Source organism: Sphingomonas sp. 2378, assembly GCF_038084995.1.
Lineage (GTDB): Bacteria > Pseudomonadota > Alphaproteobacteria > Sphingomonadales > Sphingomonadaceae > Sphingomonas.
Genome location: NZ_JAXCMJ010000020.1, coordinates 40,370 through 62,695, shown reverse-complemented (window position 1 = coordinate 62,695; position 22,326 = coordinate 40,370). Strand labels below are relative to the sequence as shown.

The following is a 22,326-nucleotide window of genomic DNA, read 5'->3' as shown; positions in this document are numbered from 1 at the left end:
TCGCATGCAACGCCGCGCGCGGGATGCGCTGATCGACAGCCAAATGTGAGGCCTTCGTTCCGGTTGATCCCATCTACGGTAATGAGCGGACGCTTACGGCTGGATTACGCTCGGTGCGCAGGGTCGCGAAACCATAGCGGAAGACACGGCCGGCGAAGGAGCGGAGCCGAAGCGCCGTCTCATGATGCCCGCGACGCTCGACCCGCTTCAGCACGTCGAGAAGCTCATGCGGGGTGATCGCCGCGATCGGACGCTTGGCGATGCCATCGAGGAGTTCGAGGAACCAGCGCGCTTTCTTGATGGTAGCGGGGGAACGGCCCTCGCGCTCCATCTTCTCGATATATTCCCCGGCGACGAGCGCGAACGTCGTCTGCGCCGCCAGTTCGGTCTTCAGCCGCCGCTGGCGCTTTTCCTCGACGGGATCGATCCCGTCATCGAGTTCGGCCTTGGCCTCGTCGCGCTTCCTGCGCGCCTGCACCAAGGTGACATCGGGAAACTGCCCAGCGATAATTTGCGCTCGATGCCGCAGCACCGGTAGCGAAAGCGCCAGAGCAGGGCGCCGGATGGCTGCACCAGTAGATATAGGCCGTCCGAATCGGCCACCTTGTAGGGACGCTCTGCCGGTTTCAGCGCCCGGATCTGCACAACCGTAAGCATGGGGCCACGCCTCCTGCAACGTTCGTGGCCCCATGATTCGTGGCCCCTTTTGAGTGGGCCACGGCGGAACATAATGAGATTTCACGGGACCGCCGAGAGGCATTTTACCGCAGATTTCTGCGGTTTTCCAGGTTTGTTCCGGAGACGTGATGGTGCCGCTTACAGGACTCGAACCTGTGACCCCCGCATTACGAAATAAGATCCTTGATGAGGCAATATCATTAAATATCAATAAGTTGGTTGGTGTTTGGGCATTGAGCGGCACAGCGGCTCAAAGACGACACAAACGAGGCTGAGTTCCGGGATCGGCAGCTTCCTAGCGAACGTGCTTTGGCTTGGGAAATCGACGAAACGCGACATACGCTGGACATACCCTCCGGTTGAACCACCACCGGGTTGGCCAGCTGAAATTCAAGCCTCCGTGGCAGTGTCGGGCACTTGATATCACCGACCTGCCTCTGCTCGGCTTAATGGCCTAGACGCTCCTAGCCCTCTCGCAGGTGATTAAACCGCTGGTGCACGCTGAACGATGTAAGGATGCTGGACAACTCGTTCGTTCGGATCGGCTGGTTGGCGAACCATCGCCACCTCAACCTCAAGCAGCTCCTTCAGGGCATCCGACCAAGAGGCGTAGGTGCAGTTATCATGCTGGATTTGTTCCAGAATTTTTAACTTGGTTATCACCATCGCCTTGGCCCCCGGCTGACTGAGAGACATCCTCTAAGCGTACATCTACCAGTTGTTCAACTGCTTTTGCGACGGCCAGTTCCAATGACAGGTGGGCCGTCGAGGTTCGTGCAATCTTCGGAATGGCGGTGCTTTTTGTCCAAGTCACGGTATAGCCTTGCGGGTCCTTGCGCGTACCTCCCTGGAACAACTCCCTGTAGAGGCTTGGGGCAACGCCTTCAAAGGGCTCGAACATGACGACGTTTGAGTTTGCAGCGTCATGGTTGGCCTCACCCGCAGGGAGAGGCTCGGGGTCAACGGCGACGATTTCTCCGTATAACTCCTCGGTCATGCTTTTTGGGTAGGGTTCAATGTAAACCACCCTCGATATGCCAGCCGCAATGATGTGCCTCGCGCACATGTGGCATGGATAGGTGGTCGAGAAGACCGTTCCACCGCCAATAGGGATACCGAGTCTCGCCGCTGTACTAATCGCATTCATTTCGGCATGCACAACGCGTCCAAACTCTATCAAATTTGAAACTCGTAATTCTTTGAAAAGCCTCTTTTTTGAGCCAAAAAGTAGGTTTTTTACAACATCCTCGGCTGACGTGCCTTCCGGCAGGGTCACCACGTCATTGTCATCTAGGAACTTTACAAATTCCTCGATTATCTCGACCTTTTTTACGGCGTTAAAATCCCTGCCCTTCTTGTAGTCACGATTGTCAATAGAACCTTTCATGTCGGGCCAATAATTGCCGCCGCCCGCGACTGGAACCTCATTGCACCCAGACGCTGCTATGTGATTTTGGCGATTTATTATCACAGCACCAATCTGACGGGAAAGATCTGCTGATTGGTATGACTTAGCCTTGGCCTCAAACATAAAAAACTCATCATGATGAGGAGTGATGTATGGGCTGCCGAATAGAAGGCAAAGAAATCGTTCTAACTTCGGCATAAATTCGCCGGAGACGCGAACAAAAACATCTCCCAGGGGGAATGTGTCTCTGAGGCTTTGTCCAATCTGCCCATCATAACGTTTGGCATCATTCGCTATAAGGCTGTCGGCGGTCGGCAGAAAATCCTCATCCTTTGTACTTATATTTGATTTTGCAATCAAAGAGCTTATGCTTGAACGTCGTTCCTTTATCGAAGAAAAGCCGGATATAAGAACGAAATTATCGCCATATATTCCCTTTAAAGTCTCCACCTCGTCAGGGTGCTTTAGAGAGTCAATAATAAAGCATGTATTTGGTCGAGCCACATCGTTAGCGGTCGCACCATCAGGCTTTGGCAGGGCTTCGCGTGCGGTTCGTATTGCTCCAACGATAATTGGGACAAGCGCGTCACCTTTGCCTACCTGTGCACGAATGGCGTCACCCGCGCCCATCAACAGGCGCGCCTTTCGATCGAACTTTGCGGTAGAAATTTGACTCTTCAATTCGTCATCACACCATTCAGTTATAAGGGAGCTGACGCGAATTTGTTGTGATTGGTAATCGAACGCCTTCAAGCTTTCGGATAGGGTTTCAGCAAGCAGGTGGAGATCTGTACCAATGGGACCGGCAAGGGCAATGATGAGCTCGGGCTTGTTCTTGGTGATCACGATCTATAATCCTGACACATGAATTTTTGGTAATGTAGCTGTTTGATTTTCCAAATGCCAAGTTGAATCAGCTGGTAAAGAGCCGAAGCCAAAAAAGGATGGAGCATAGGTCGATGTTATCTGAAATGCCCTGCAGTCAGATTTTTGGATAATCCATGACGAGCAGGCGTCAGATAGCGTTCTGGTGATATGGTGGATACCCTAAAGCCAGAAGCGCGTAGCGCCAATATGAGGCGCATCCGAAGTCGAAACACCAAGCCTGAGCTGTTGGTACGCCGCGTGCTGCATCGAGCTGGCTATCGCTTCCGATTGCATTGTTCAAATCTTCCAGGGTCACCTGACATCATATTGCCGCGATGGCGGACGGCGATCTTCGTCCATGGTTGCTTCTGGCACGGGCATGAGGGGTGCCGCCGCGCAAAGCTACCTTCGACCAGGACCGACTTCTGGACGGCAAAGATCGAGCGGAATCGGGCACGCGATCAAGCCGCTGTCGAAGCTCTCTCGATGCTGGGGTTCGGTATCGTGACTCTCTGGGAGTGTGAGCTTAAAGATGAAGGCGCGATATTGAACGCGGTAAATTCCGTAACGGGACGTGTAGCTTGATTGAGCTTTCAGTCATGCTCGGCGATACCTGTCCGATTGAAAGAGACCGATGGCACGCCGACCCCGTGGAGACGATTCAGAGGCATTGAGGCGCGGCCTGATCGAACTGCTGGCCAATTTTGAGCAGCACCTTCGTGAGAGCAGTCTGCGCGATCAGGTCAGGGCGTTGGTGCCTGCCAACCGGCAGTTGCAGGACCTTGGCTGCTCGCTGTTGCCAGGCGGTTCGAGCCTGTCGGCTCGGGAACGCATTTTAGCGTACCTCCGGGCGTTTCCGGGTGAGGTGATCGACGGCGACGAGTTGATGGTCGTTGCGGGCATCAGCGAATATGCACGCCGGGTGCGGGAGCTTCGGGTGGAAGAGGGGTGGCCTATCCTGTCCGGGATGACCGTACGCGAGCAGCGGGATGCCGATGCAGACGGCGGCGACGCTGGTGATCTGCCTCCGGCTATGCGGCCCGATCAATATATGTTGGCGACGGATCGGCAGGACAGGGACGCCGCTCATCGCTGGAACATGGCCAACCAAATCCGCAAGAGCGATGCAGGTGTTCGTGACAAGCTGCTGCGCTTCTTCAAGGCCAATGTCGGCAAGCCGATCACGTCCGAAGAGCTGCGCTATGTCGCGGGGAATGTCAGCGAGTGGGCCAGGCGGACACGCGAATTGCGGACCGAAGACGGTTGGCCGGTGGTGACGCGAACCAGTGGTGATCCTTCGCTGCCGGTTGGTGTCTATGTGCTCATGCGTGACGAGCAGGCCCCCGCCCATGATCGGCATATCCCTGAGATCGTGCGCCGGGAGGTCATGCGGCGGGATAACTGGTCATGCCGCTGGAAGGGCTGTGGGTGGCCTCACGGCTTCCCCGACACCGATCATCGTTATCTCGAAGCCCATCATGTCACGCATCACGCCAAGGGCGGCGAGAACAGCGTTCAGAACCTCGTGACCCTGTGCAACCTCCATCACGATGAAACCCACCGTACGGGGGCGCTGGATATCGAACCGCTTTAAGCGGCGGCTTTCAGCTTCGCTTTGAGGATTTGCAGCACGACACCAGCAACCGCACCTGCAAGCGGCGGCGGCACGGCATTGCCAATCTGGCGGGCGATCTCGATCTTGGTACCGACAAACTCGAAGTCGTCAGGGAAGCCCATCAACCGTGCCGCTTCCCGATGCGTGATCGGGCGATGCTGATCGGGGTGCAGGTAGCGACCCTTTTCCGGTTTAAAGAACTCGGTGCGGATCGTGACCGATGGGCGATCCCACCACAGGCGGCCGAACAGGTCGGTGCCACCACTGGTCTTCCTGATCCAGCAGCCCGGTGTGATGTCGGGAGCGTTGCGCTGAAGGTCGAAACGATTCCCGCCCGGCGGGACGGCCTTGTAGCGCTGGAGGCTCTTGGCGGTCGGATTGCGGCCGAAATGCAGGTCGAGTGGTGTGTCTGCATCGCGGATTTCCGTACCCACCGGCTGGGGCAAGTCGGCGATCGCGTCGCGTACCGTCTTCCATACGGGCAAGTTGGACTGGGTGCCGGGCTGGGCATGGGTCGGCAGGGGCGGAAACAGGGGGGCATCCGCATCGCACTTATAACCGATGATCACCGTGCGGCGGCGGCTCTGCGGTGCGCCGTAATTAGCGGCGAGCAGGATGTCCTTGACGACCGCGAAGCCCAGTTTTGCGGCATGCTTTTCGATCGCGCCGCACTCGTCGGAACGGAACAACTCGGCCACATTCTCGATCACGAATACCGAGGCCCCCGAGCGCTCGACCACTTCCATGAAGGGCAGCCATAACGCCCGGCGGCTATCACCGATCCGCTGCTTGTTGAGCAGGCTGAACCCCTGGCAGGGCGGCCCGCCAATCACGACATCAGCTTGGGGAATGGGCTTGCCCGATGCAATCCACTCCTCGATGTCTCCGCAATCGGCATGGGGGCCGAAATTGCGGCGATGGGTGGCGACGGCGGCCTTATCGATGTCCAGGGACCACACGCTCTCGAAACCGCCACAGAATCGGCCATCGGTGAAGCCCAGCGTGAGACCGCCAGCTCCTGAAAACAAATCGATGACCCGGTAACCCAAACTCGCCTCCGCATCCCGACTGCGGGCTGTTTTGCTAGACGGCGGAGGCGGTATCATGGCTACGAATCCGGCGCAATGCGTTCGTGATATGTTCGATGTTGCGCGTTTGCCCATATGGCGGAGCAGTAAGCAGATTGGAGCATGTCCCCATTAGTTGCGGGCGCCCCATAACTGGCCGGTTGAAATGTCCCGCCCGGATTTTTGCACAAGGCCGTTATCCGAGCGGGGGCAAAGTAATAGACCAAGAGTGATTACGTGTACGCGTACGACGCTGGGTTAAGCGGCCTGCGGCCTTGCACAGGTACTGACGCTAATTTGGCGCTGACAGGCCGACTCAGTCGCTTGAGCCTCAATGGGCTATCTTCTTCGCTGCGTTGATCAGATGGCTCTCGTTCAGGCTATATCGGCCTGATGCGTCACATGACCACACGCGCATATTTTGACCGGCGGTTGTGTTGCGCTTCAGTACGATTGCGGCATGGTTGCGATCGAAACCCAGTGTTTCCATGGCAGGTAAGATACGACGCGTTTCGTCCATGCCCTCAGCGATGCACGCTCCGATCAACAAAATGGCTTGGTCATGGCGGCTCGGTATGTGCGCACACTCGCAAAGCAGACTGCGCAGGCGATGGAGCTTGACCGGCGGTGCCGGGCGCTGTGAGACGCGTGCGATCCGCCAGGACGAGCTCGATAGAACTGTCCTGTCAGTCCTGACGGACCGTATCCTCCACCGCGATCGGCTCCTCGAATTGTTGCAGGCCGTACTCGAGAAATCCGATACGGCGGATGCGCAGCGGCACCAGGATCTTGATCGTGTCAGGCGGGAGAAGGTCGAAGCGGAAAAGCGCATTCGGAGATTGCTGGAACTGCTCGAGGAGGGCCTGATGTCGCCCAAGGACCCGCAATTCGCCGAGCGGCTCACCCAGCACCGCCAGAACGTCGCGCAATTGGACGCCAGCGCGCGCAGCCTGACGCTTCAGCTCGAACGAGGACCACAGTGCATCAGCGAGGAGACGATCGCCAAGTTCGGCAAGCTGATCAGCGAGCAGCTGAGGGACGGAAACCCGGCGCTGCGCAAAGCCTATGTCCGGCTGCTGATCGACGCCGTCCGCGTGAACAACGAAACCATCCACATCCAGGGCAGCAAAGCGGCGCTGGAAAGTGCGGTCGTCCGGGGCGCCGATGCCGCCGTATCCATGGTGCCCGGTTTTGACCGGAAGTGGTGCCGCTTACAGGACTCGAACCTGTGACCCCCGCATTACGAATGCGATGCTCTACCAGCTGAGCTAAAGCGGCCCGTCGATCGAACCGGCTGGTGTCCGGTCGAGGTGGGCGCGCTTAACAGGTCGTTGGGGGGCTGGCAAGCGTCTTTGCGATCTTTACCCGGGGTTAACTATAGGCGGGCATGACCGGAGCATGGCCAGGAAGACAGTCATGAGCAGCGCCCCGCACCCCGATACCGTATCGGTCGGGAGCGATGGGGTCGATCGAGGCGATGATGTGCTTCTGGACCTCGGCGGGGTCGAGCGACGGTTGCATGCGCGGGCCTATCACCATTGGGCGTCGTTGCTGGGGAATGCGCGGTTCCCGGTGATCGGGGCGCTCGAAGCCGACGCGATGGGGGATTTCGCGGCCAATTCCGTCCTGCTCGACTTTCGTGGCGACCGGCGCGATCCGGCCATCGCCTATATCGGCCAGGCGCTGCGCGAGGAGTGCGGCATGGCGGGACCGGTCAAGCGCGTCGCCGACCTTCCCGAACGATCGCTGCTCGCCCGGCTGACGGGGCATTGCGACCGGATCCTGATCGATCAGGCCCCGGCGGGGTTCGAGGCCGAGTTCATCAACGGACGGGGGCGGACCACGCTCTATCGTGGCATCCTGCTACCCTATTCGTCCGACGGGCTGATGATCGATTTCGTGCACGGAGTGGTCAGTTGGAAGGAACTGGCCGATCCGCTGTTGCAGGCGACGCTCGATTCGGCGCTGCTTCAATCCGCGAGCCGTGCGCCGGCACCGGTGGCGCAAGGGACCGCCGAGGACTTGTGGAATCCACCGTCCGCCAAAGCTTTGGCCGAGCCCCCGGTCATCGGGCATGTCGATTTCGCGACCGATGCCGCGCCCGGAACGCCGATGGTGCTGGTCGGTCATGTCAGCGTCGAAGGCGGCGTGGCGATCACCGGTTCGGTCAGCGGCGATGCCCGGTTGGCCGAAAGGGTATTGCGCGCCACGCGCGGATAATTGCGCTGCGACGCAACATCTTTTCTCGGGTTGCAAAGGGTTGAGCGGCGCGGACGCCGGGCCTAGGACTAGCGTCCATGGCACCGAATATGTCGCATCCCATGGCCGACGCGATTGCCGCGCGGCTGACCCAGGGCGCCCTTCCGGCGGAGTTGCAGGGGTTTGGCCCCGCGGAGGTGGCGGCTGCGGCGGCCTTCGTCGCGGGGGTGGCGCAGCGGCGCGCGGCCGGAGAGCCCTCCATCGCGCTGGAGCCGATATCGGGCGACGACACGCATCGCCGGATGCGCCTGGCCATCGTCAATGACGACATGCCGTTCCTGGTCGATTCGATCGCCGCCATGGTCGGCGCGGACGGTATCGCGATCGACCGGGTGATCCACCCCGTCCTGCCTGTGACCCGCGACGCAGAGGGCGAGCTTCAGGCGATCGGCGCGGGCGGCAAGTCCGAATCCTTCATCTATCTGGAAATGGAACGCGCCGATGCGCGCGACCGGCGCGGGCTGGTCGACGATCTGCGCGCCGTACTGGCCGATGTCCGCGCCGCCGTCACCGACTGGTCGGGGTTGCAGGATGCGCTGGCCGCCGACGCCACCACGCTGGGCGAGAAGAATGGCGAGGGCGCGGCGCTGCTGCTGTGGTTCCTGAGCGGCAAGCTGACGCTGCTCGGCCATGAGACATGGTATGAGGATGGCCGCGACGCCCCCGCATTGGGCGTGGCGCGGACGCCGCACAAGGTGCCGTTGCTGGCCGACACGTCGCGGCAGCGGGCGCTGGCCTATTTCGTGGAAGGTGGCGCGGCGCCGCTGTTGCTCAAGTCCAACGCGATCTCGACCGTGCACCGTTCGGTGCCGCTCGATCTGGTGCTGGTGCCGATCATCCAGGGCGGTCGCCCCGTCGGTCTGTCGATCCATGCGGGTCTGTGGACCAGCGCCGCGCTCGCCAGCCCCCCGCACGAGGTGCCGGTGCTGCGCACGCGGCTGGCGGCGCTTCAGGCCAAGTTCGGCTTCGATCCGCGCGGCCACACCGGCAAGGCGCTGACCCATGCGCTGACCGCCTTGCCGCATGATCTGGTCACGGCTTTCCCGGCCGAGGCGCTGGAGACGCTCGCGCTGACCGCCATGTCGCTGGCGGACCGGCCGCGTCCCGAACTGGTGCTGATCCGCTCGGTGTTGCAGCGGCATCTGTTCGCCTTCGTCTGGCTGCCGCGCGACGAACTGACCACCGCGCGGCGCGTCGCCATCGGTGACATGCTGGGCGAGGCGGCGAACGGATCGCTGCTCAATTGGTCGATCGCGCTGGAGGACGGCGTCGTCGCGCTGATCCGCTATACCATCGACCTGCGCCAGGATGGCCGCCTGCCGGATACGGCGGCGCTGGCCGAGCGGCTGCGCAAGATGGTGCGCGGCTGGATGCCCGATGTCGAGGCGGCGCTGGCCGAACAGGTGCCCGCCCCCCGTGCGGCCCGTCTGGCGCTGCGCTGGGCCAATGCCTTCCCGACCAATTATCGCAACCTCAGCGATGCGGGCGAGGCGGCGGCGGATATTCTGCGCCTGTCGAGCCTGGAGAATGAGGGCAGCCGTTCGGTCCGCCTCTTCCCGGTCCAACCGGGGCAGGATCGCCAGCTCAAGATCTACAAGCTGAACGGCGCGCTGGCCCTGTCGGACGCGGTGCCGGTCTTGGAGAATTTTGGCTTTCGCGTGATCGGCGAACTGCCGACACGGCTGCGTGACGATTCCGATCCCTTCGTCCACGACTTCATCGTCGAAACCGAGGCGACCACCGAGCCCAAGGGCGCGGCGGTGCTGGAGGGCGCGATTGCCGCCGTGCTGGAGGGCGCGGCGGAGAATGACGCATTCAACCGGCTGATCGTCGATGTGGGGCTGAGCCCCCAGGCGGTGGTGCTGTTCCGCGCCTGGTTCCGCTATCTGCGGCAGGCGGGACTGCCTTACGGGCTGACCACCGTGGTCGATGCGCTGCGCCGCGCGCCGAGGCTGGCGACCGCGCTGATCGAGCGGTTCACGGCGGCGCATGACCCGAAGGCGACGGGCGACATGGCCGCCGCCGATGCCGCGATCGCGACCGGGCTGGATGCGGTGTCGGCCATCGACGACGACCGTATTCTGCGCAGCTTCCGCGACATGATCGCGGCGACGTTGCGCACCAACGCCTTTGCCGAGGCTGGCAGGGAAGCGCTGGCGTTCAAGCTGGACAGCCATAGGATTCCGGGCCTGCCCGCGCCGCTGCCGTGGCGTGAGGTCTGGGTCTATTCCCCGCGGGTCGAGGGCATTCACCTGCGCGCCGGGCCGGTGGCGCGTGGCGGCTTGCGCTGGTCGGATCGCCGCGACGATTTCCGCACCGAAATCCTGGGGCTGATGAAGGCGCAACGGGTGAAGAACGCGGTCATCGTGCCGACCGGTGCCAAGGGCGGTTTCTATCCCAAGCAACTCCCGTCGCCGGTCACGGACCGCGACGGATGGGCCGCCGAGGGCAAGGAAAGCTACCGCGTCTTCATCCGCGCTTTGCTGTCGATCACCGACAATATCGTCGAGGGCGCGGTGGTGCACCCGGACGGCGTGCGGGTGCTGGACGGCGAAGACCCCTATTTCGTGGTCGCCGCCGACAAGGGCACCGCGACCTTCTCCGACGTCGCCAATGCGCTGGCGCTGGAGCGCGGTTTCTGGCTGGGCGACGCCTTCGCCTCCGGGGGTAGCCAGGGTTACGACCACAAGGCGATGGGCATCACCGCCAAGGGCGCATGGGTCTCGGTCCAGCGCCACTTCGCCGAGCGCGGCATCGACGTGCAGAGCCAGCCGATCCGCGTGGTCGGTTGCGGCGACATGTCGGGCGACGTGTTCGGCAACGGGATGCTCTTGTCCAAGGCGATCAAGCTGGTCGCCGCGTTCGACCACCGCCACATCTTCCTCGACCCGAACCCCGATCCGGCGGCGAGTTGGGACGAGCGCGCGCGCATGTTCGCGCTTCCCCGGTCGAGCTGGGCGGATTACGACACCAGCCTGATTTCGGCGGGCGGTGGCGTCTTCCCGCGTTCGGCCAAGACCATTCCTCTGTCGGACGAAATCCGCGAGGCCTTGGGCATCACCGCGACGTCGCTGGAGCCGACTGCGCTGATCTCGGCAATCCTGAAGGCCCCTGCCGATCTGCTCTGGTTCGGCGGCATCGGGACGTACATCAAGGCGGCGGCGGAGAACAACGTCCAGGTCGGCGATCCGGCGAACGACCGCCTGCGCGTCGATGCCGAGGATCTGCGCGTCATCGCCATCGGCGAGGGTGCGAATCTGGGTGTCACGCAAGCCGCGCGCATCGCCTTTGCCGAGCGTGGCGGGCGGATCAACACCGACTTCATCGACAATTCGGCGGGCGTCGACTGTTCGGATAACGAGGTCAACATCAAGATCGCGCTCAACCGCGAGATGATCGAGGGGCGTCTGGCGGAGGACGACCGCAATAGGTTGCTCGCGTCGATGACCGATGACGTGGCGCATCTGGTGCTGGAGGATAACCGGCTCCAGACCTTGGGCCTGTCGATCGCCGAGGCGGATGGCGCGGGCGCGATGCCGAGTTACGTCCGCGTCATCGAAATCTTCGAGAGCGCCGGGCGGCTGGATCGCGCGGTCGAGGGGCTGGGCAGCAATGACGTGCTGCTCCGGCGCGGGCAGGACGGCATTCCGCTGACCCGGCCCGAACTGGCGGTGCTGCTGGCGACGGCCAAGCTGACCTTGCAGGACGCCATCGAGACCAGCCCGCTGGCACTGGACGGCGAGCTTCTCCCCGATCTGCGCGCGGCCTTCCCGCCCGCCATGCAGGCGCAGTTCGGCGAGGCGATCGACCAGCATCGCCTGCGTGGCGAGATCGTCGCGACCAAGCTGGCCAACCGGATCGTCAACCGGCTGGGCATCCTCCACCCGTTCGAACTGGCGGAGGAGGAAGGTGCGGCGATGGCCGACATCGCGGCGATGTTCGTCGTGGTCGAGCGGCTGTTCGATCTGCCGACCTTGTGGACCGCGATCGAGACGGCGGCGATGCCCGAGGCCGCGCGTATCGGATTGTTCGACGAGGTGGCGCGCGCGACCCGCTCGCAGATCGCCGACCTGCTACGCGCCATGCCTGCCGGCACCGCGCCCGGCGCGGCGCTGGAGCGGTTGCAGCCGGGGATCGCGCGGCTGGCGGCGGAAACGCCCGCCTTGCTTCGCGACGAGGCCAAGGCGCAGAGCGCGCGTGTCGTTGCCACGCTGGAAGAGGCGGGGGCTCCGGCCGATCTCGCGGCGCGGGTGGTGCGGGTGTCCGAGCTCGACGGCGCGGTGGGGCTGGCCGATCTGGGCCAGCGGCTGTCGCTCGACGAGACGCGGCTGACCCATGCCTTTACCCGTCTGGGCCAGGCGCTGGGCCTGGACTGGGCACAGGGCCAGGCGGCGCGGATCAATCCCAGCGATCCGTGGGAGCGGTTGCTCATCGCTGGCCTCGCACGCGATTTCCAGCAGCAGCGGCTGGACTTCCTGGGCCGTGCGGGCGCGACCGATCCCGAAGCGGCGGTCGAGGCGTGGCTGGAGCGCAACGCCGCACGGGTCGGCCAGTTCAAGGCGGTGATCGACCGGGCGCGTCTGGCCGCCCAACCCAATGCCGCGATGCTGGCCCAGATAGCTGGGCAGGCGCGCGTGCTCCTCGGGCGCTAACTGTTTACCGGCGAAGGCCGGGGTCCAGTTTCTGTGTCGCATGAGGTGCGCAAAATGCCGCGTGGGAGGCCCCTCCCGCGCGGCGTTTTTGTTCACGCGAAGCCGCGATGACGCGAAGAGTTTTGGTTCGCGCGGAGACGCGGAGGCGCGGAGAAGAAGGTTTGTTCGCGCAGAGGCGCAGAGGACGCAGAGAGGGTATGCCGCGCGCAGCGCCCTCTATTCGTCACCGCCTGAGATAAGAGGGTCGCTGGCGCGGCGGGCGAGACATCTCCGCGTCTCCGCGCCTCCGCGCGAACCAAATCTTCTTTTCTTCTTCGCGTCATCGCGGCTTCGCGTGAACAAAAATCAGATCGCCGCACACTTCTCCAGCAACCAGTCGCGATCCGCCCCTTCCAGCTCCGGCGCCAGAACCTCTGCCACCCGCGCATGATAGGCGTTGAGCCAGTCCCGCTCCCCCGCTGTCAGCAACTCCGCCACGATCAACGTCCGCTCGATCGGACACAAAGTCAGCGTCTCGAAGCCCAGCATGTCGCGGTCCGCCCCCGCGATCTCGCGCGGCTCGACCAGCACGAGATTCTCGATGCGGATGCCGTACTCGCCCGCCTTGTAATAACCCGGCTCGTTGGACAGCATCATGCCCGCGCGTAGCGGCTCCATCGCCGCGCCGCCGGGATAGTTGGGCGCGGCGATCCGCTGCGGCCCCTCATGCACCGACAGATAGGCGCCGACGCCGTGGCCGGTGCCATGCGCATAGTCCAGCCCGACCTCCCAGAGCGGCCGCCGCGCCAGCGAGTCCAGATGCCCGCCCAACGTCCCATCCGGGAAGACGGCGGTGGCGAGGCCGATATGCCCCTTGAGCACGCGGGTGAAGCGGTCGCGCATTTCCGCCGTCGGCTCGCCGATCGGCATGACGCGGGTGATGTCGGTGGTGCCGTCCTGATATTGGCCGCCGGAGTCGATCAGGAACAACTGCCCCGGTTCGATCGCGGCGTTCGATTCCTCGGTGACGTGATAATGCGGGCTCGCGCCATGCGCGCCGGTCGCGGAGATGGTCGAGAAGCTGGTGTCCTTGAGCAGGCCGGTCGCCTCGCGAAACGACAGCAGCTTGGCGGCTGCCGACAATTCGGTCTGCCCGCCCTTGGGGCATTCGCGCTCGACCCAGTGGAGGAACTTCACCATCGCCGCCCCGTCGCGCACAGAGGCGGCGCGGTGCCCGGCGACTTCGGCGGGGTTCTTGATCGCCTTGGTCAGCACCACCGGATCGCGCAAGCCCAGCACCTTGGCCCCGCCCGCCTCCAGCGCTTGCGCGATCGCCGCCACCGCGCGCTCGGGGTCCGCGACCACGCGCTGGCCTGCAAAGCCGGTCAGATAGCCCTCGAACGCCGCGCGCTCGTGCAGGCGCACCGCATTGCCCAGATGCGCGCGCACCTCGGGCGTGATCTTCTCAGGGGATACGAACAGGTCGGTTTCGCCGTCCGCATGGATGATCGCATAGGACAGAGCGACCGGCGTGTGCGCGACATCGGTGCCGCGCACGTTGAGCGCCCAGGCGATCGAATCCAGCGCCGACAGCACCACCGCATCGGCGCGTTGCTCGGCCAGCCATTCGCCGATCCGCGCGCGCTTGGCCGCCGAGCTTTCGCCCGCCACCGCATCCTCCTGCACGCTCAGCACGGCGGGGGAGGGGGCGGGGCGATCGGTCCACACCGCGTCGATCGGATTGGCGCTCACCGCGACCAGTTCCGCATCCCGGTCGGCCAGCGCGGCGGTCATGTCGGCGACCTGCTGGCGGGTGTGCAGCCACGGGTCGTACCCGATCCGCTGCCCCGCCGACGCCTCGCGCCCCAGCCATCCCGCGACGCTGTCCTGTGGCACGGGGATATAGGCGTAATCCTCGCCCGAAACCTGCTCGCGCACCTGAAGCGTATAGCGCCCGTCGGTGAAGATCGCCGCCCGGTCCGCCAGCACCACCGCCGTCCCCGCCGACCCGCCAAAGCCGGTCAGCCAGGCCAGGCGCTGCGCATAGTCGCCGACATATTCGCTCATATGCTCGTCGGTCAGCGGCACGACGAAGCCGTCCAGCCCTTGCGCGGCCAATTCGGCGCGGAGGGCGGCCAGTCGGGTGGTTGGGCGGGCGGAATGGGGCATGGCAAGACCTGGCAGCGATGGGAGAGTGATCGCGGTCTAGCCCCGCCCTCGCACATCGTCGAGCCAGAAGGGTTGTACCCCATCTTCCGTTCGCACTGAGCGAAGTCGAAGTGCACGTACCGCCCATCGCCGCACAGGATTCCCATGGCCTTCGACTTCGCTCAGGCTGAACGGAGGTTGGGGAGAGGGTATGAGGAAACCGCTCGACCCCCTTCCGACAGGACGTAACCCTAGCTACATCCGGGCGATGACCGAACGCCCCGCGCTGACTCCGCCCATTGCCGAAACCCGTGCCCACAGCTTCACCGCGCACGGGATCACCATCGAAGACCCCTATGCCTGGCTGAAAGACCCCGCTTATCCCGAGGTCGAGGACAAGGACGTGCTCGCCTATGTCGAGGCGGAAAATGCCTATTTCGAGGCGGTCATGGCCCCGCGCCAGCCGTTGATCGACCGGCTGTACGAAGAGATGAAGGGGCGGATCAAGGAGGACGAATCCTCCGTGCCCCAGAAGGATGGCGACTGGCTCTACTGGACCGCGTTCGAGACCGGCGGCCAATATCGCAAATGGTGGCGCAAGCCCGTCGCGGGCGGCCCGGACGAGTTGCTGCTCGACGAACCGGCGCTGGCCGAGGGCAAGGAGTATTTCCGGCTGGGTGCCTTCTCGATCAGCAACAATGGCCGTTACCTCGCCTATGCGATCGACGACAATGGTTCGGAACGGTTCGAGGTGCGGGTCAAGGACCTGACCACCGGCGAGCATCTGCCCGATATCATCCCCGGCATGTTGTCCGAGATCGTCTGGGTCGCGGACGATAGCGGTTTCCTATACGGCGTGGCGAATGCGCAGTGGCGGACCGACAATGCCCGCTTCCACCGGCTGGGCACGGCGGTCGCGGATGATGTCGAGCTGTTCCACGAGGATGACGAAGGCTATCGCGTCGCCGTTGCCGAAACCTCCGCACGCAACTGGATCGTGATCGCGACCGGCGACCATGTCACCAGCGAGGTGCGGTTGCTTCCCAGCGACAATGTCTTTGCCGAACCGATCCTGGTCGCGCCCCGCAGGCAAGGCCGCGAATATGATGTGGACGAGCATGACGGCACGCTGTTCATCCACACCAACGATGTGGACCCGCAATTCCGCCTGTGCACGGCCTCGATCGACAATCCCGGCGAGTGGCACGAACTGATCGGGCCGGACCCGCATTTCTATATGACCGGGGTGGAGTGCTATAAGGACTTCTTCGTGGTCGAGGGCCGCGAGGACGGTTTGGACCGGATCGCCATCCATCGCTACGACACGCCGACCGTGCCCCAGCGGATCGAGTTTCCCGAGCAAAGCTATACGGCGGGCCTGGGCGACAATCCCGAGTATGACGTGTCGGTGTTGCGGCTCGGTTATGAGTCGATGGTCACGCCGGGCACCGTCTATGACTATGACGTGGCGACGGGCGGGATGACCGTGCTGAAGGTGCAGGAAATCCCCTCGGGCTATGATGCCGACAAATACCGGACCGAGCGGCTGAAGATCGCCGCGCGCGACGGAACGTTGGTGCCGGTGTCGATCGTCTATCCGAAGGACTTCCCGCGCGACGGGTCGGGCAAGCTGTTCCTCTATGCTTACGGCGCTTACGGCTATGCGATTCCGCCGGGCTTCTCGACCGGTCGCATGAGCCTGCTCGATCGCGGTTTCGCCTATGCCATCGCGCATATTCGCGGCGGCGACGATCTGGGCCAGCAATGGTATCTGGACGGCAAGCTGGAGAAGCGGACCAACACATTTCACGACTTCGTCGATGTGGCGAAGGGGCTGATCGAGGGCGGCTGGACCCAGGCGGGCCGGATCGCCATCGCGGGCCGCTCGGCGGGGGGCGAGTTGATGGGCGCTGTGGTCAATTCCGACCCCGAACTCTGGGGCGCGGTGATCGCGGACGTGCCGTTCGTCGATGTGCTCAACACGATGATGGATGCCGAATTGCCGCTGACGCCCGGCGAATGGCCCGAATGGGGCAACCCGATCGAGGACAAGGCGGCCTTCGAACTGATCCGCAGCTATAGCCCCTATGACAATGTGAAGCCGCAAGCCTATCCGCCGATGTTCATCTCCGGCGGGCTGAACGATCCGCGCGTGACCTATTGGGAACCCGCCAAATGGGCCGCCCGGCTGCGCGCGACCAAGACCGACGACAACCTGCTGCTGCTCAAGACCAATATGGGCGCGGGCCATGGCGGCAAGTCGGGCCGGTTCGAATCCTTGCGCGAAGGGGCGGAGGAACATGCCTTCGTCCTGTGGCAGATGGGAGTCGAATCCTGAGCATCGAGGCGATCGTCGCACGTTTCGGCGTCGCGGCGATCGCGCTGGGCGCGGGGCTGGAGGGGGAGACGGCGGTCGTCACCGGCGGCATCCTGGCGCATCAGGGGTTGGTCGCCTGGCCCGCCGCGCTGATCGCCGCGGCGATCGGATCGTTCGTCGCCGATCAGATCTTCTTCACCATCGGCCGAAGGTCGCGCGACGGGCGCTGGATCGGCAAGCTGCGCAAAAGGCGGGTCTATGCGCGCGTGACCCATATGATGGAGCGTTATCCGGTCGGCTTCATCTTCGCCTTCCGCTTCCTCTATGGCCTGCGCACGATCAGCCCGGTGGCTTTGGGCACCAGCAAGGTGTCGACCCGGCTGTTCGTCGCGGTCAACGCCGCATCCGCCGCATGTTGGGCGTCGATCTTCACCGGCATCGGTTATCTGTTCGGCGAGGCGTTTCAGGAGCTTGCCGCGCGCTACCGCCCCAGTCCGCGCCATATCCTGATGGCCGCCGCGCTGGTGATGGTCGCCGCCGCGATAGGTTGGGGCGTCCGCGCGCTGTGGCAGAGATACAGGGAGCCGAACGAACAGGGATGAGCCGCTTCTCGATCCAGATCACCGCCGCGCCTGAGCATATCGACGAACTGGGCCATGTGAACAACGCCGTCTGGGTCCAGTGGATTCAGGCGATCGCCACCGCCCATTGGGAAGCCGTCGCCCCGCCGGAGCATGTCGCCGCCCATGTCTGGGTCGTGACCCGGCACGAGATCGACTATCGCGGCAATGTCGTCATGGGTGAGACGGTGACCGCCGAAACCTGGGTGCCGAACCCGCCCAAGGGCGCGCGGTTCGACCGGCATGTCCGTTTTCTGGGCGCGGATGGGCAGGTGAAGGTGGAGGCGGTGACCACCTGGGCGCTGATCGACCGCGCGACGGGCCGGTTGCTCCGCGTCACGCCGGAGATCGCCGCGCCCTTCTTCAAGGTTTGACCGCAAGAAGCGGGACGCATCGTCGTCCATGATGCGATAAGGTCGCGCCATGTTGAGCGAATGCACCATGGCCTCGCCGGTGGGCGAGTTGACCCTCGTGGCGAGCGAACGCGGCTTGCGCGCCGTCCTCTGGGCCGAAGAGCGGGCGGGTCGCGTGCCCTTGCCCGAACGGCGCAGCGATCCCGCCCATGCCATCCTGGCCGAGGCCGTCCGGCAACTAGGCGAGTATTTCGATGGTCGGCGGCGCGATTTCACTTTGCCGCTCGATCCTGTCGGCACCGACTTCCAGAAGTGCGTCTGGACCGGCCTGAACGCCATTCCCTACGGCGAGACGCACAGCTATGCCGCGCTCGCCGCCGCGATCGGGCGGCCGGGGGCGTCGCGCGCGGTGGGGGCGGCGAACGGGCGCAATCCGCTGTCGATCGTCACGCCCTGCCACCGGGTGATCGGCGCGAACGGCACGCTGACCGGCTTTGCGGGAGGGCTGGCGGTGAAGCAATGGCTGCTGGCGCATGAGCGCGGCGAACCCGCGCTGGCTCTGGCATGAGCTACCCGCCGCGCCCGTTTCGGGAAACGCGCGAAGCGGTGTTGCTGGAGGCTATCGCAGCCATCGGCCTCGCCTCGCTCGTCGTGGTGCGCGACGGCGCGCCCGAGGCGGTGTCGCTGCCGATGCTGGCGATACGGGACGGCGAGGGCTGGGTGCTGGAGGGGCATGTCGCGCGTGCCAATCCGCTGTGGCGGCTGGCGGAGAAGGGTTGCGCGGCGTTGGCGATCTTTCAGGGACCGCATGCCTATGTCCATCCCGGCTGGTATCCGGGCAAGCGCGAGCATGGGAAGGTCGTGCCCACCTGGAATTACGTCACGGTCCAGGCGCATGGGGCGTTATCGGCCACGCACGACCCGGCATGGCTGAGTGCGCATCTGGCCCGGCTGACCGAGGCGCATGAGGCGGAACGCAGCGATCCCTGGTCGCTCGACGATGCGCCCGCGGGGTCCATTCAGGGGCTGCAACGCGGGATCGTCGGCCTGATCCTGAAGGTCGCGCGGTGGGATGGGGTGTGGAAGATCGCCCAGCACCACCCCGCGCCCCATCGCAAGGGCGTGATCGCCGGGCTGGCGGCGTCCTCCGACCCGGGCGATCGGGCCATGGCGACGCTCATGGCCGAGGCGGAGGCGGAGCGCGACGGGTGAATCCCGACATGGCCGACGCTCCCCTTCGTCAGTCCTCCCAGACAATCCTGATCGGCGCGTCGATGCCCAGCACCGCGTGAACCGGGCAGGCCTGTGCCGCCGCCTCCAGCCTGCGCCTTTGCGCCGCATCGAACATGCCGGGCACGCGCACCGTCACCGCCAGCGTCGTGATCCGGCGCGGGGCGTTGCCCATCTCCTTGGTCACGGTCGCCGTCGCGCCCGCCAGTTCCAGTCCCGCGACGCGCCCCGCCATCGCCATGATGCTGAGCACGCAACCGCCCAGCGACACCGACAACAGGTCGCTCGGCGAAAAGCCCTCGCCGCTTCCCCCCAGTTCCCGAGAGGCATGGGTGACCAGCACCGCGCCGGAGTCGGGATGCGCCGTCCGGCAGGCCAGGCCGCCTTCATAATGCACGATGAAATCGGTCAAGACCGCTACCCGCTGTTGCGCAGCGCGGTGGCGATGCCGTTGATCGACAACAGGATGCCCTCGCCGATGCGGGGATCGTCCTCGCCCGCACGGTGACGCTTCATGAGTTCGATCTGGAGCAGGTTGAGCGGCTCGATATAGGGCAGGCGCAGGCGGATCGACGCCTCCAGCGCGGGGTTGTCGGACAGCAGCCGCGTCTGGCCGGTGATGGTCAGCAATCCGTCGCGTGCCCGATGCCAGCCATCATGGATGCGCCCGAATATCCCGTTCCGCAGCGTGTCGTCCTCGACCAGCCCGGCATAGCGGCGTGCGATGCCGATATCCGACTTGGCGAGCACCATCTCCATATTCGCCAGGGTCGCCGCGAAGAAGGGCCAGTTCTTCGCCATCTCGGCGAGCATCGCCTTGTCCTCGAACCGGGCGATCGCGGTGCCGACCCCGAACCATCCGGGCAGCATGACGCGCGCCTGCGCCCAACTGAACACCCAGGGAATGGCGCGCAAATCTTCGATCGCGTCGGATTTCTTGCGGCTGGCCGGGCGGCTGCCGATCTTCAGTCCGGCGATCTCGGCGATCGGGGTCATCTGGCGGAAGAAGGTGCGGAAACCCTCGGTGCCATAGACCAGGTCGCGATAGGTGGTGAAGGCGGTGGCCGACAGTTCCTCCATCGCGGCGGTGAAGCGCCTATTGTCGGCGGCCGACAACTGGTCCGGCTCCAGGCTGGCGAGCAGGGTCGCCGACGCCATCGCCTCGAGATTGGTCAGCGCCGAGTCGCGCGTGCCGTACTTGCCCGCGATCACCTCGCCCTGTTCGGTGATGCGGATGCGCCCCTGCACCGTGTCGTGCGGCTGGGCGCGGATCGCGGCGAAGGCGCTGCCGCCGCCACGCCCCACCGCACCGCCGCGCCCGTGGAACAACTGCATCCGCACGCCCGCCTCCTCGAACACAGGGCGGAACGCGCTCGATGCCTTGGACAGCGACCAGGTGGAGGTCAGGTAGCCGCCATCCTTGTTCGAGTCCGAATAGCCGATCATCACCTCCTGATGCCCTCGCGCCCGCACGATGGCGGCGATTTCGGGCAAGCCGAAATAGGCGCGCATGATCTCGGGGCCCGCCTCCAGATCCTCGATCGTCTCGAACAGGGGCACCGCCATGATCGCGGCGGTGGCAGGCTCGCCGGGGCGGTAAAGGCCGAACTCCTTCAGCATCAGGTTGATTTCGAGCAGGTCCGAGACCGACTTGCCCATCGAGACGATATAGTTGGTGATGCACTTCGGCCCATATGTCGCATGGGCGTCGGCGGCGGCCTGGACGATGGCGAGTTCGGAGCGGGTTTCGTCCGAATAGTCCGCATAAAGGCTGAACAGCGGTCGGGCATTGGCCAGTTCGCGGCGGAGAAGCGCGACGCGGGCGTCCTCGTCCAGCGCCAGATAATCCGCCTCGACCCCGGCGACCTTCAACAGTTCGGCGACGACGCGCTCATGCACCGCGGAATTCTGGCGCAGGTCGAGCGTCGCCAGATGGAAGCCGAAGGTCTCGACCGCGCGGATCAGCCGTCCCAGCGCACCGCCGCTCGCCAGCGCCCCGTCACCGCGGGCCGCCAGCCCGCGCGCGATCGCGACCAGATCGGTGCGCAGCGCCTTGGGATCGGGATAGGGCTCGCCGGTCAGCCGACCGGGACGCGGCGGGGCCTTGCCGGTCAATTTCTGATGGGTCGCGGCGAGGCGGGCATAGATGCCCGACAGCGCACGGCGATAGGGCTCGTCCGAGCGGCTGAGCGCATCGTCGCCGCTAGCATCGGCCAAGGCCAGTACCGCCGCGTCCACCTCGGCATGTTCGGTCGAGATGGACAGCTCGGCGCCCAGCGCGTGGACCGCCTCGCAATAATGGGTCAGCACCGCGTCCGCCGCCTGGGCGAGTGCGGTGGTCAGCGACTCGGCGGTGACGAAGGGATTGCCGTCGCGGTCGCCGCCGATCCACGAACCGGGCCGCAGGAAGGCGGGCACGCGCGCGCCGAACGCCTTGTCCCAGCGCTGATACAAGGCGGGTAGCACCGGCAGGAACACGTCGCGCAGATAGGACAGCGCCGTCTCCACTTCGTCGGTGACGTACAACCGCTCGCGCCGCAGCACACGGGTCTGCCAGAGGAGCGCAATCTGGCGGCCGATCGCGGCCTCCACATCATCGCCATCGGGCGTCACGTCGCGGCCCGCATCGCGCATCGCCAGCAGTTCGGCGATGCGGTTGCGGTGGTCGATCATGCTCTTGCGCCGCACCTCCGTGGGGTGCGCGGTCAGCACGGGGACGACGAGGGCACGGGCCAACAACTCCATCGCCGCCTCGCGGTCGATGCCCTTGTCGGCCAGCGTCGCCAGCACCTCGGCAATGTCGGTGCCGGGTTCGCGCGCGATGCCCTGGCGATCCTCGGCCAGATTGGCGAGCATCGAGAACAGCATGAAGCCGCGCACGAAATCCAGCGTCTCGTCCAGCGCCAGCTTTTCCAGTTGCAGATCGACCTCGGCATCGTCGCCCAGGCCGCGGTGGCGATTGACCGAGGCGCGGCGAATGGCCTCCGTCGCCTCGAACAGCGCATCGCCGCCATAGCGGCGGATCACGTCACCCAGTTGCGCGCCCAGAAAGCGGATGTCGGCATTGTTGGCGATAGGAGGCAAGGTCGTCATGGGCGCCATTGCTGCAACGCAATAGCTTGGGCGTCAACCG

At 64.5% G+C, this 22,326-nt stretch carries 16 protein-coding genes, 1 tRNA gene and 1 pseudogene; 10 read left to right on the top strand and 8 right to left on the bottom strand.

Translation table 11 applies throughout. The features are described 5' to 3' along the window. Positions 1 to 73: 73 nt before the first annotated feature. The 3 genes and pseudogenes from SM191_RS19865 to SM191_RS11550 form a co-directional block, all read right to left on the bottom strand. Positions 74 to 331, bottom strand: a complete 258-nt coding sequence (locus SM191_RS19865; RefSeq protein ID WP_445949848.1) for a phage integrase central domain-containing protein — start codon at positions 329 to 331, stop codon at positions 74 to 76. A gap of 132 nt (positions 332 to 463) precedes the next feature. Further along, positions 464 to 657: pseudogene (locus SM191_RS19860) on the bottom strand (Arm DNA-binding domain-containing protein); the annotation flags it as partial. 643 nt (positions 658 to 1,300) lie between these two features. After that, positions 1,301 to 2,932 carry an anti-phage dCTP deaminase gene (locus tag SM191_RS11550; RefSeq protein WP_341506327.1) on the bottom strand — a complete coding sequence of 544 codons (1,632 nt, stop codon included), beginning with the start codon at positions 2,930 to 2,932 and terminating at the stop codon, positions 1,301 to 1,303. 189 nt (positions 2,933 to 3,121) lie between these two features. Between SM191_RS11550 and SM191_RS11545 the strand changes: the two genes are divergently transcribed. Further along, on the top strand, positions 3,122 to 3,538 hold the full coding sequence (locus SM191_RS11545) for a very short patch repair endonuclease (RefSeq protein WP_341506326.1): 417 nt from the start codon (positions 3,122 to 3,124) through the stop codon (positions 3,536 to 3,538). A gap of 49 nt (positions 3,539 to 3,587) precedes the next feature. Next, positions 3,588 to 4,547: an HNH endonuclease gene (locus SM191_RS11540; protein ID WP_341506325.1), complete on the top strand. Its 960-nt coding sequence runs from the start codon at positions 3,588 to 3,590 to the stop codon at positions 4,545 to 4,547. Here the strand turns inward: SM191_RS11540 and SM191_RS11535 are convergent. Further along, the gene (locus tag SM191_RS11535) at positions 4,544 to 5,617 is read right to left on the bottom strand and encodes a DNA cytosine methyltransferase (RefSeq protein ID WP_341506324.1); all 1,074 of its coding nucleotides are present in this window, start codon (positions 5,615 to 5,617) and stop codon (positions 4,544 to 4,546) included. The two genes, SM191_RS11540 and SM191_RS11535, sit on opposite strands and share 4 nt — an antisense overlap. Before the next feature lie 635 nt (positions 5,618 to 6,252). Between SM191_RS11535 and SM191_RS11530 the strand changes: the two genes are divergently transcribed. Further along, on the top strand, positions 6,253 to 6,867 hold the full coding sequence (locus tag SM191_RS11530; protein ID WP_341506323.1) for a hypothetical protein: 615 nt from the start codon (positions 6,253 to 6,255) through the stop codon (positions 6,865 to 6,867). On the opposite strand, the gene SM191_RS11525 is transcribed toward SM191_RS11530, so the two are convergent. Then, a tRNA-Thr gene (locus SM191_RS11525) sits at positions 6,838 to 6,913 on the bottom strand. The genes SM191_RS11530 and SM191_RS11525 overlap by 30 nt on opposite strands. 138 nt (positions 6,914 to 7,051) lie before the next feature. Here SM191_RS11525 and SM191_RS11520 point away from each other — a divergent pair. After that, complete coding sequence (locus tag SM191_RS11520) at positions 7,052 to 7,855, top strand: hypothetical protein (RefSeq protein ID WP_341506322.1); 804 nt, start codon at positions 7,052 to 7,054, stop codon at positions 7,853 to 7,855. 89 nt (positions 7,856 to 7,944) lie between these two features. Then, complete coding sequence (locus tag SM191_RS11515) at positions 7,945 to 12,546, top strand: NAD-glutamate dehydrogenase (RefSeq protein ID WP_341506321.1); 4,602 nt, start codon at positions 7,945 to 7,947, stop codon at positions 12,544 to 12,546. 345 nt (positions 12,547 to 12,891) lie between these two features. Here the strand turns inward: SM191_RS11515 and SM191_RS11510 are convergent, their stop codons facing one another. Further along, positions 12,892 to 14,694, bottom strand: coding sequence for an aminopeptidase P family protein (locus tag SM191_RS11510; RefSeq protein WP_341506320.1), 1,803 nt, complete (start codon positions 14,692 to 14,694; stop codon positions 12,892 to 12,894). 247 nt (positions 14,695 to 14,941) lie between these two features. Here SM191_RS11510 and SM191_RS11505 point away from each other — a divergent pair, with 247 nt between their 5' ends. The 5 genes from SM191_RS11505 to SM191_RS11485 are packed head-to-tail and all read left to right on the top strand — an operon-like array spanning position 14,942 to position 19,175. Then, positions 14,942 to 17,011 (top strand): S9 family peptidase, encoded by a 2,070-nt coding sequence (locus SM191_RS11505; protein WP_341506319.1) that lies wholly within the window; start codon positions 14,942 to 14,944, stop codon positions 17,009 to 17,011. Next, positions 16,987 to 17,592: a DedA family protein gene (locus SM191_RS11500; protein ID WP_307002919.1), complete on the top strand. Its 606-nt coding sequence runs from the start codon at positions 16,987 to 16,989 to the stop codon at positions 17,590 to 17,592. Before SM191_RS11505 ends, SM191_RS11500 begins: the two co-directional genes overlap by 25 nt. Then, entirely contained in the window at positions 17,589 to 17,984 is a 396-nt protein-coding gene (locus SM191_RS11495) for an acyl-CoA thioesterase (protein ID WP_341506318.1), read from the top strand. The genes SM191_RS11500 and SM191_RS11495 overlap by 4 nt, the downstream gene beginning before the upstream one ends. 49 nt (positions 17,985 to 18,033) lie before the next feature. Continuing rightward, on the top strand, positions 18,034 to 18,531 hold the full coding sequence (locus tag SM191_RS11490) for a methylated-DNA--[protein]-cysteine S-methyltransferase (RefSeq protein WP_341506317.1): 498 nt from the start codon (positions 18,034 to 18,036) through the stop codon (positions 18,529 to 18,531). Beyond that, positions 18,528 to 19,175: an FMN-binding negative transcriptional regulator gene (locus SM191_RS11485; protein WP_341506316.1), complete on the top strand. Its 648-nt coding sequence runs from the start codon at positions 18,528 to 18,530 to the stop codon at positions 19,173 to 19,175. The genes SM191_RS11490 and SM191_RS11485 overlap by 4 nt, the downstream gene beginning before the upstream one ends. Positions 19,176 to 19,203: 28 nt before the next feature. On the opposite strand, the gene SM191_RS11480 is transcribed toward SM191_RS11485, so the two are convergent. After that, complete coding sequence (locus SM191_RS11480) at positions 19,204 to 19,605, bottom strand: OsmC family protein (RefSeq protein WP_341506315.1); 402 nt, start codon at positions 19,603 to 19,605, stop codon at positions 19,204 to 19,206. Positions 19,606 to 19,610: 5 nt separating this feature from the next. Then, positions 19,611 to 22,286, bottom strand: coding sequence for a phosphoenolpyruvate carboxylase (ppc, locus tag SM191_RS11475; RefSeq protein ID WP_341506314.1), 2,676 nt, complete (start codon positions 22,284 to 22,286; stop codon positions 19,611 to 19,613). Positions 22,287 to 22,326 lie beyond the last annotated feature (40 nt).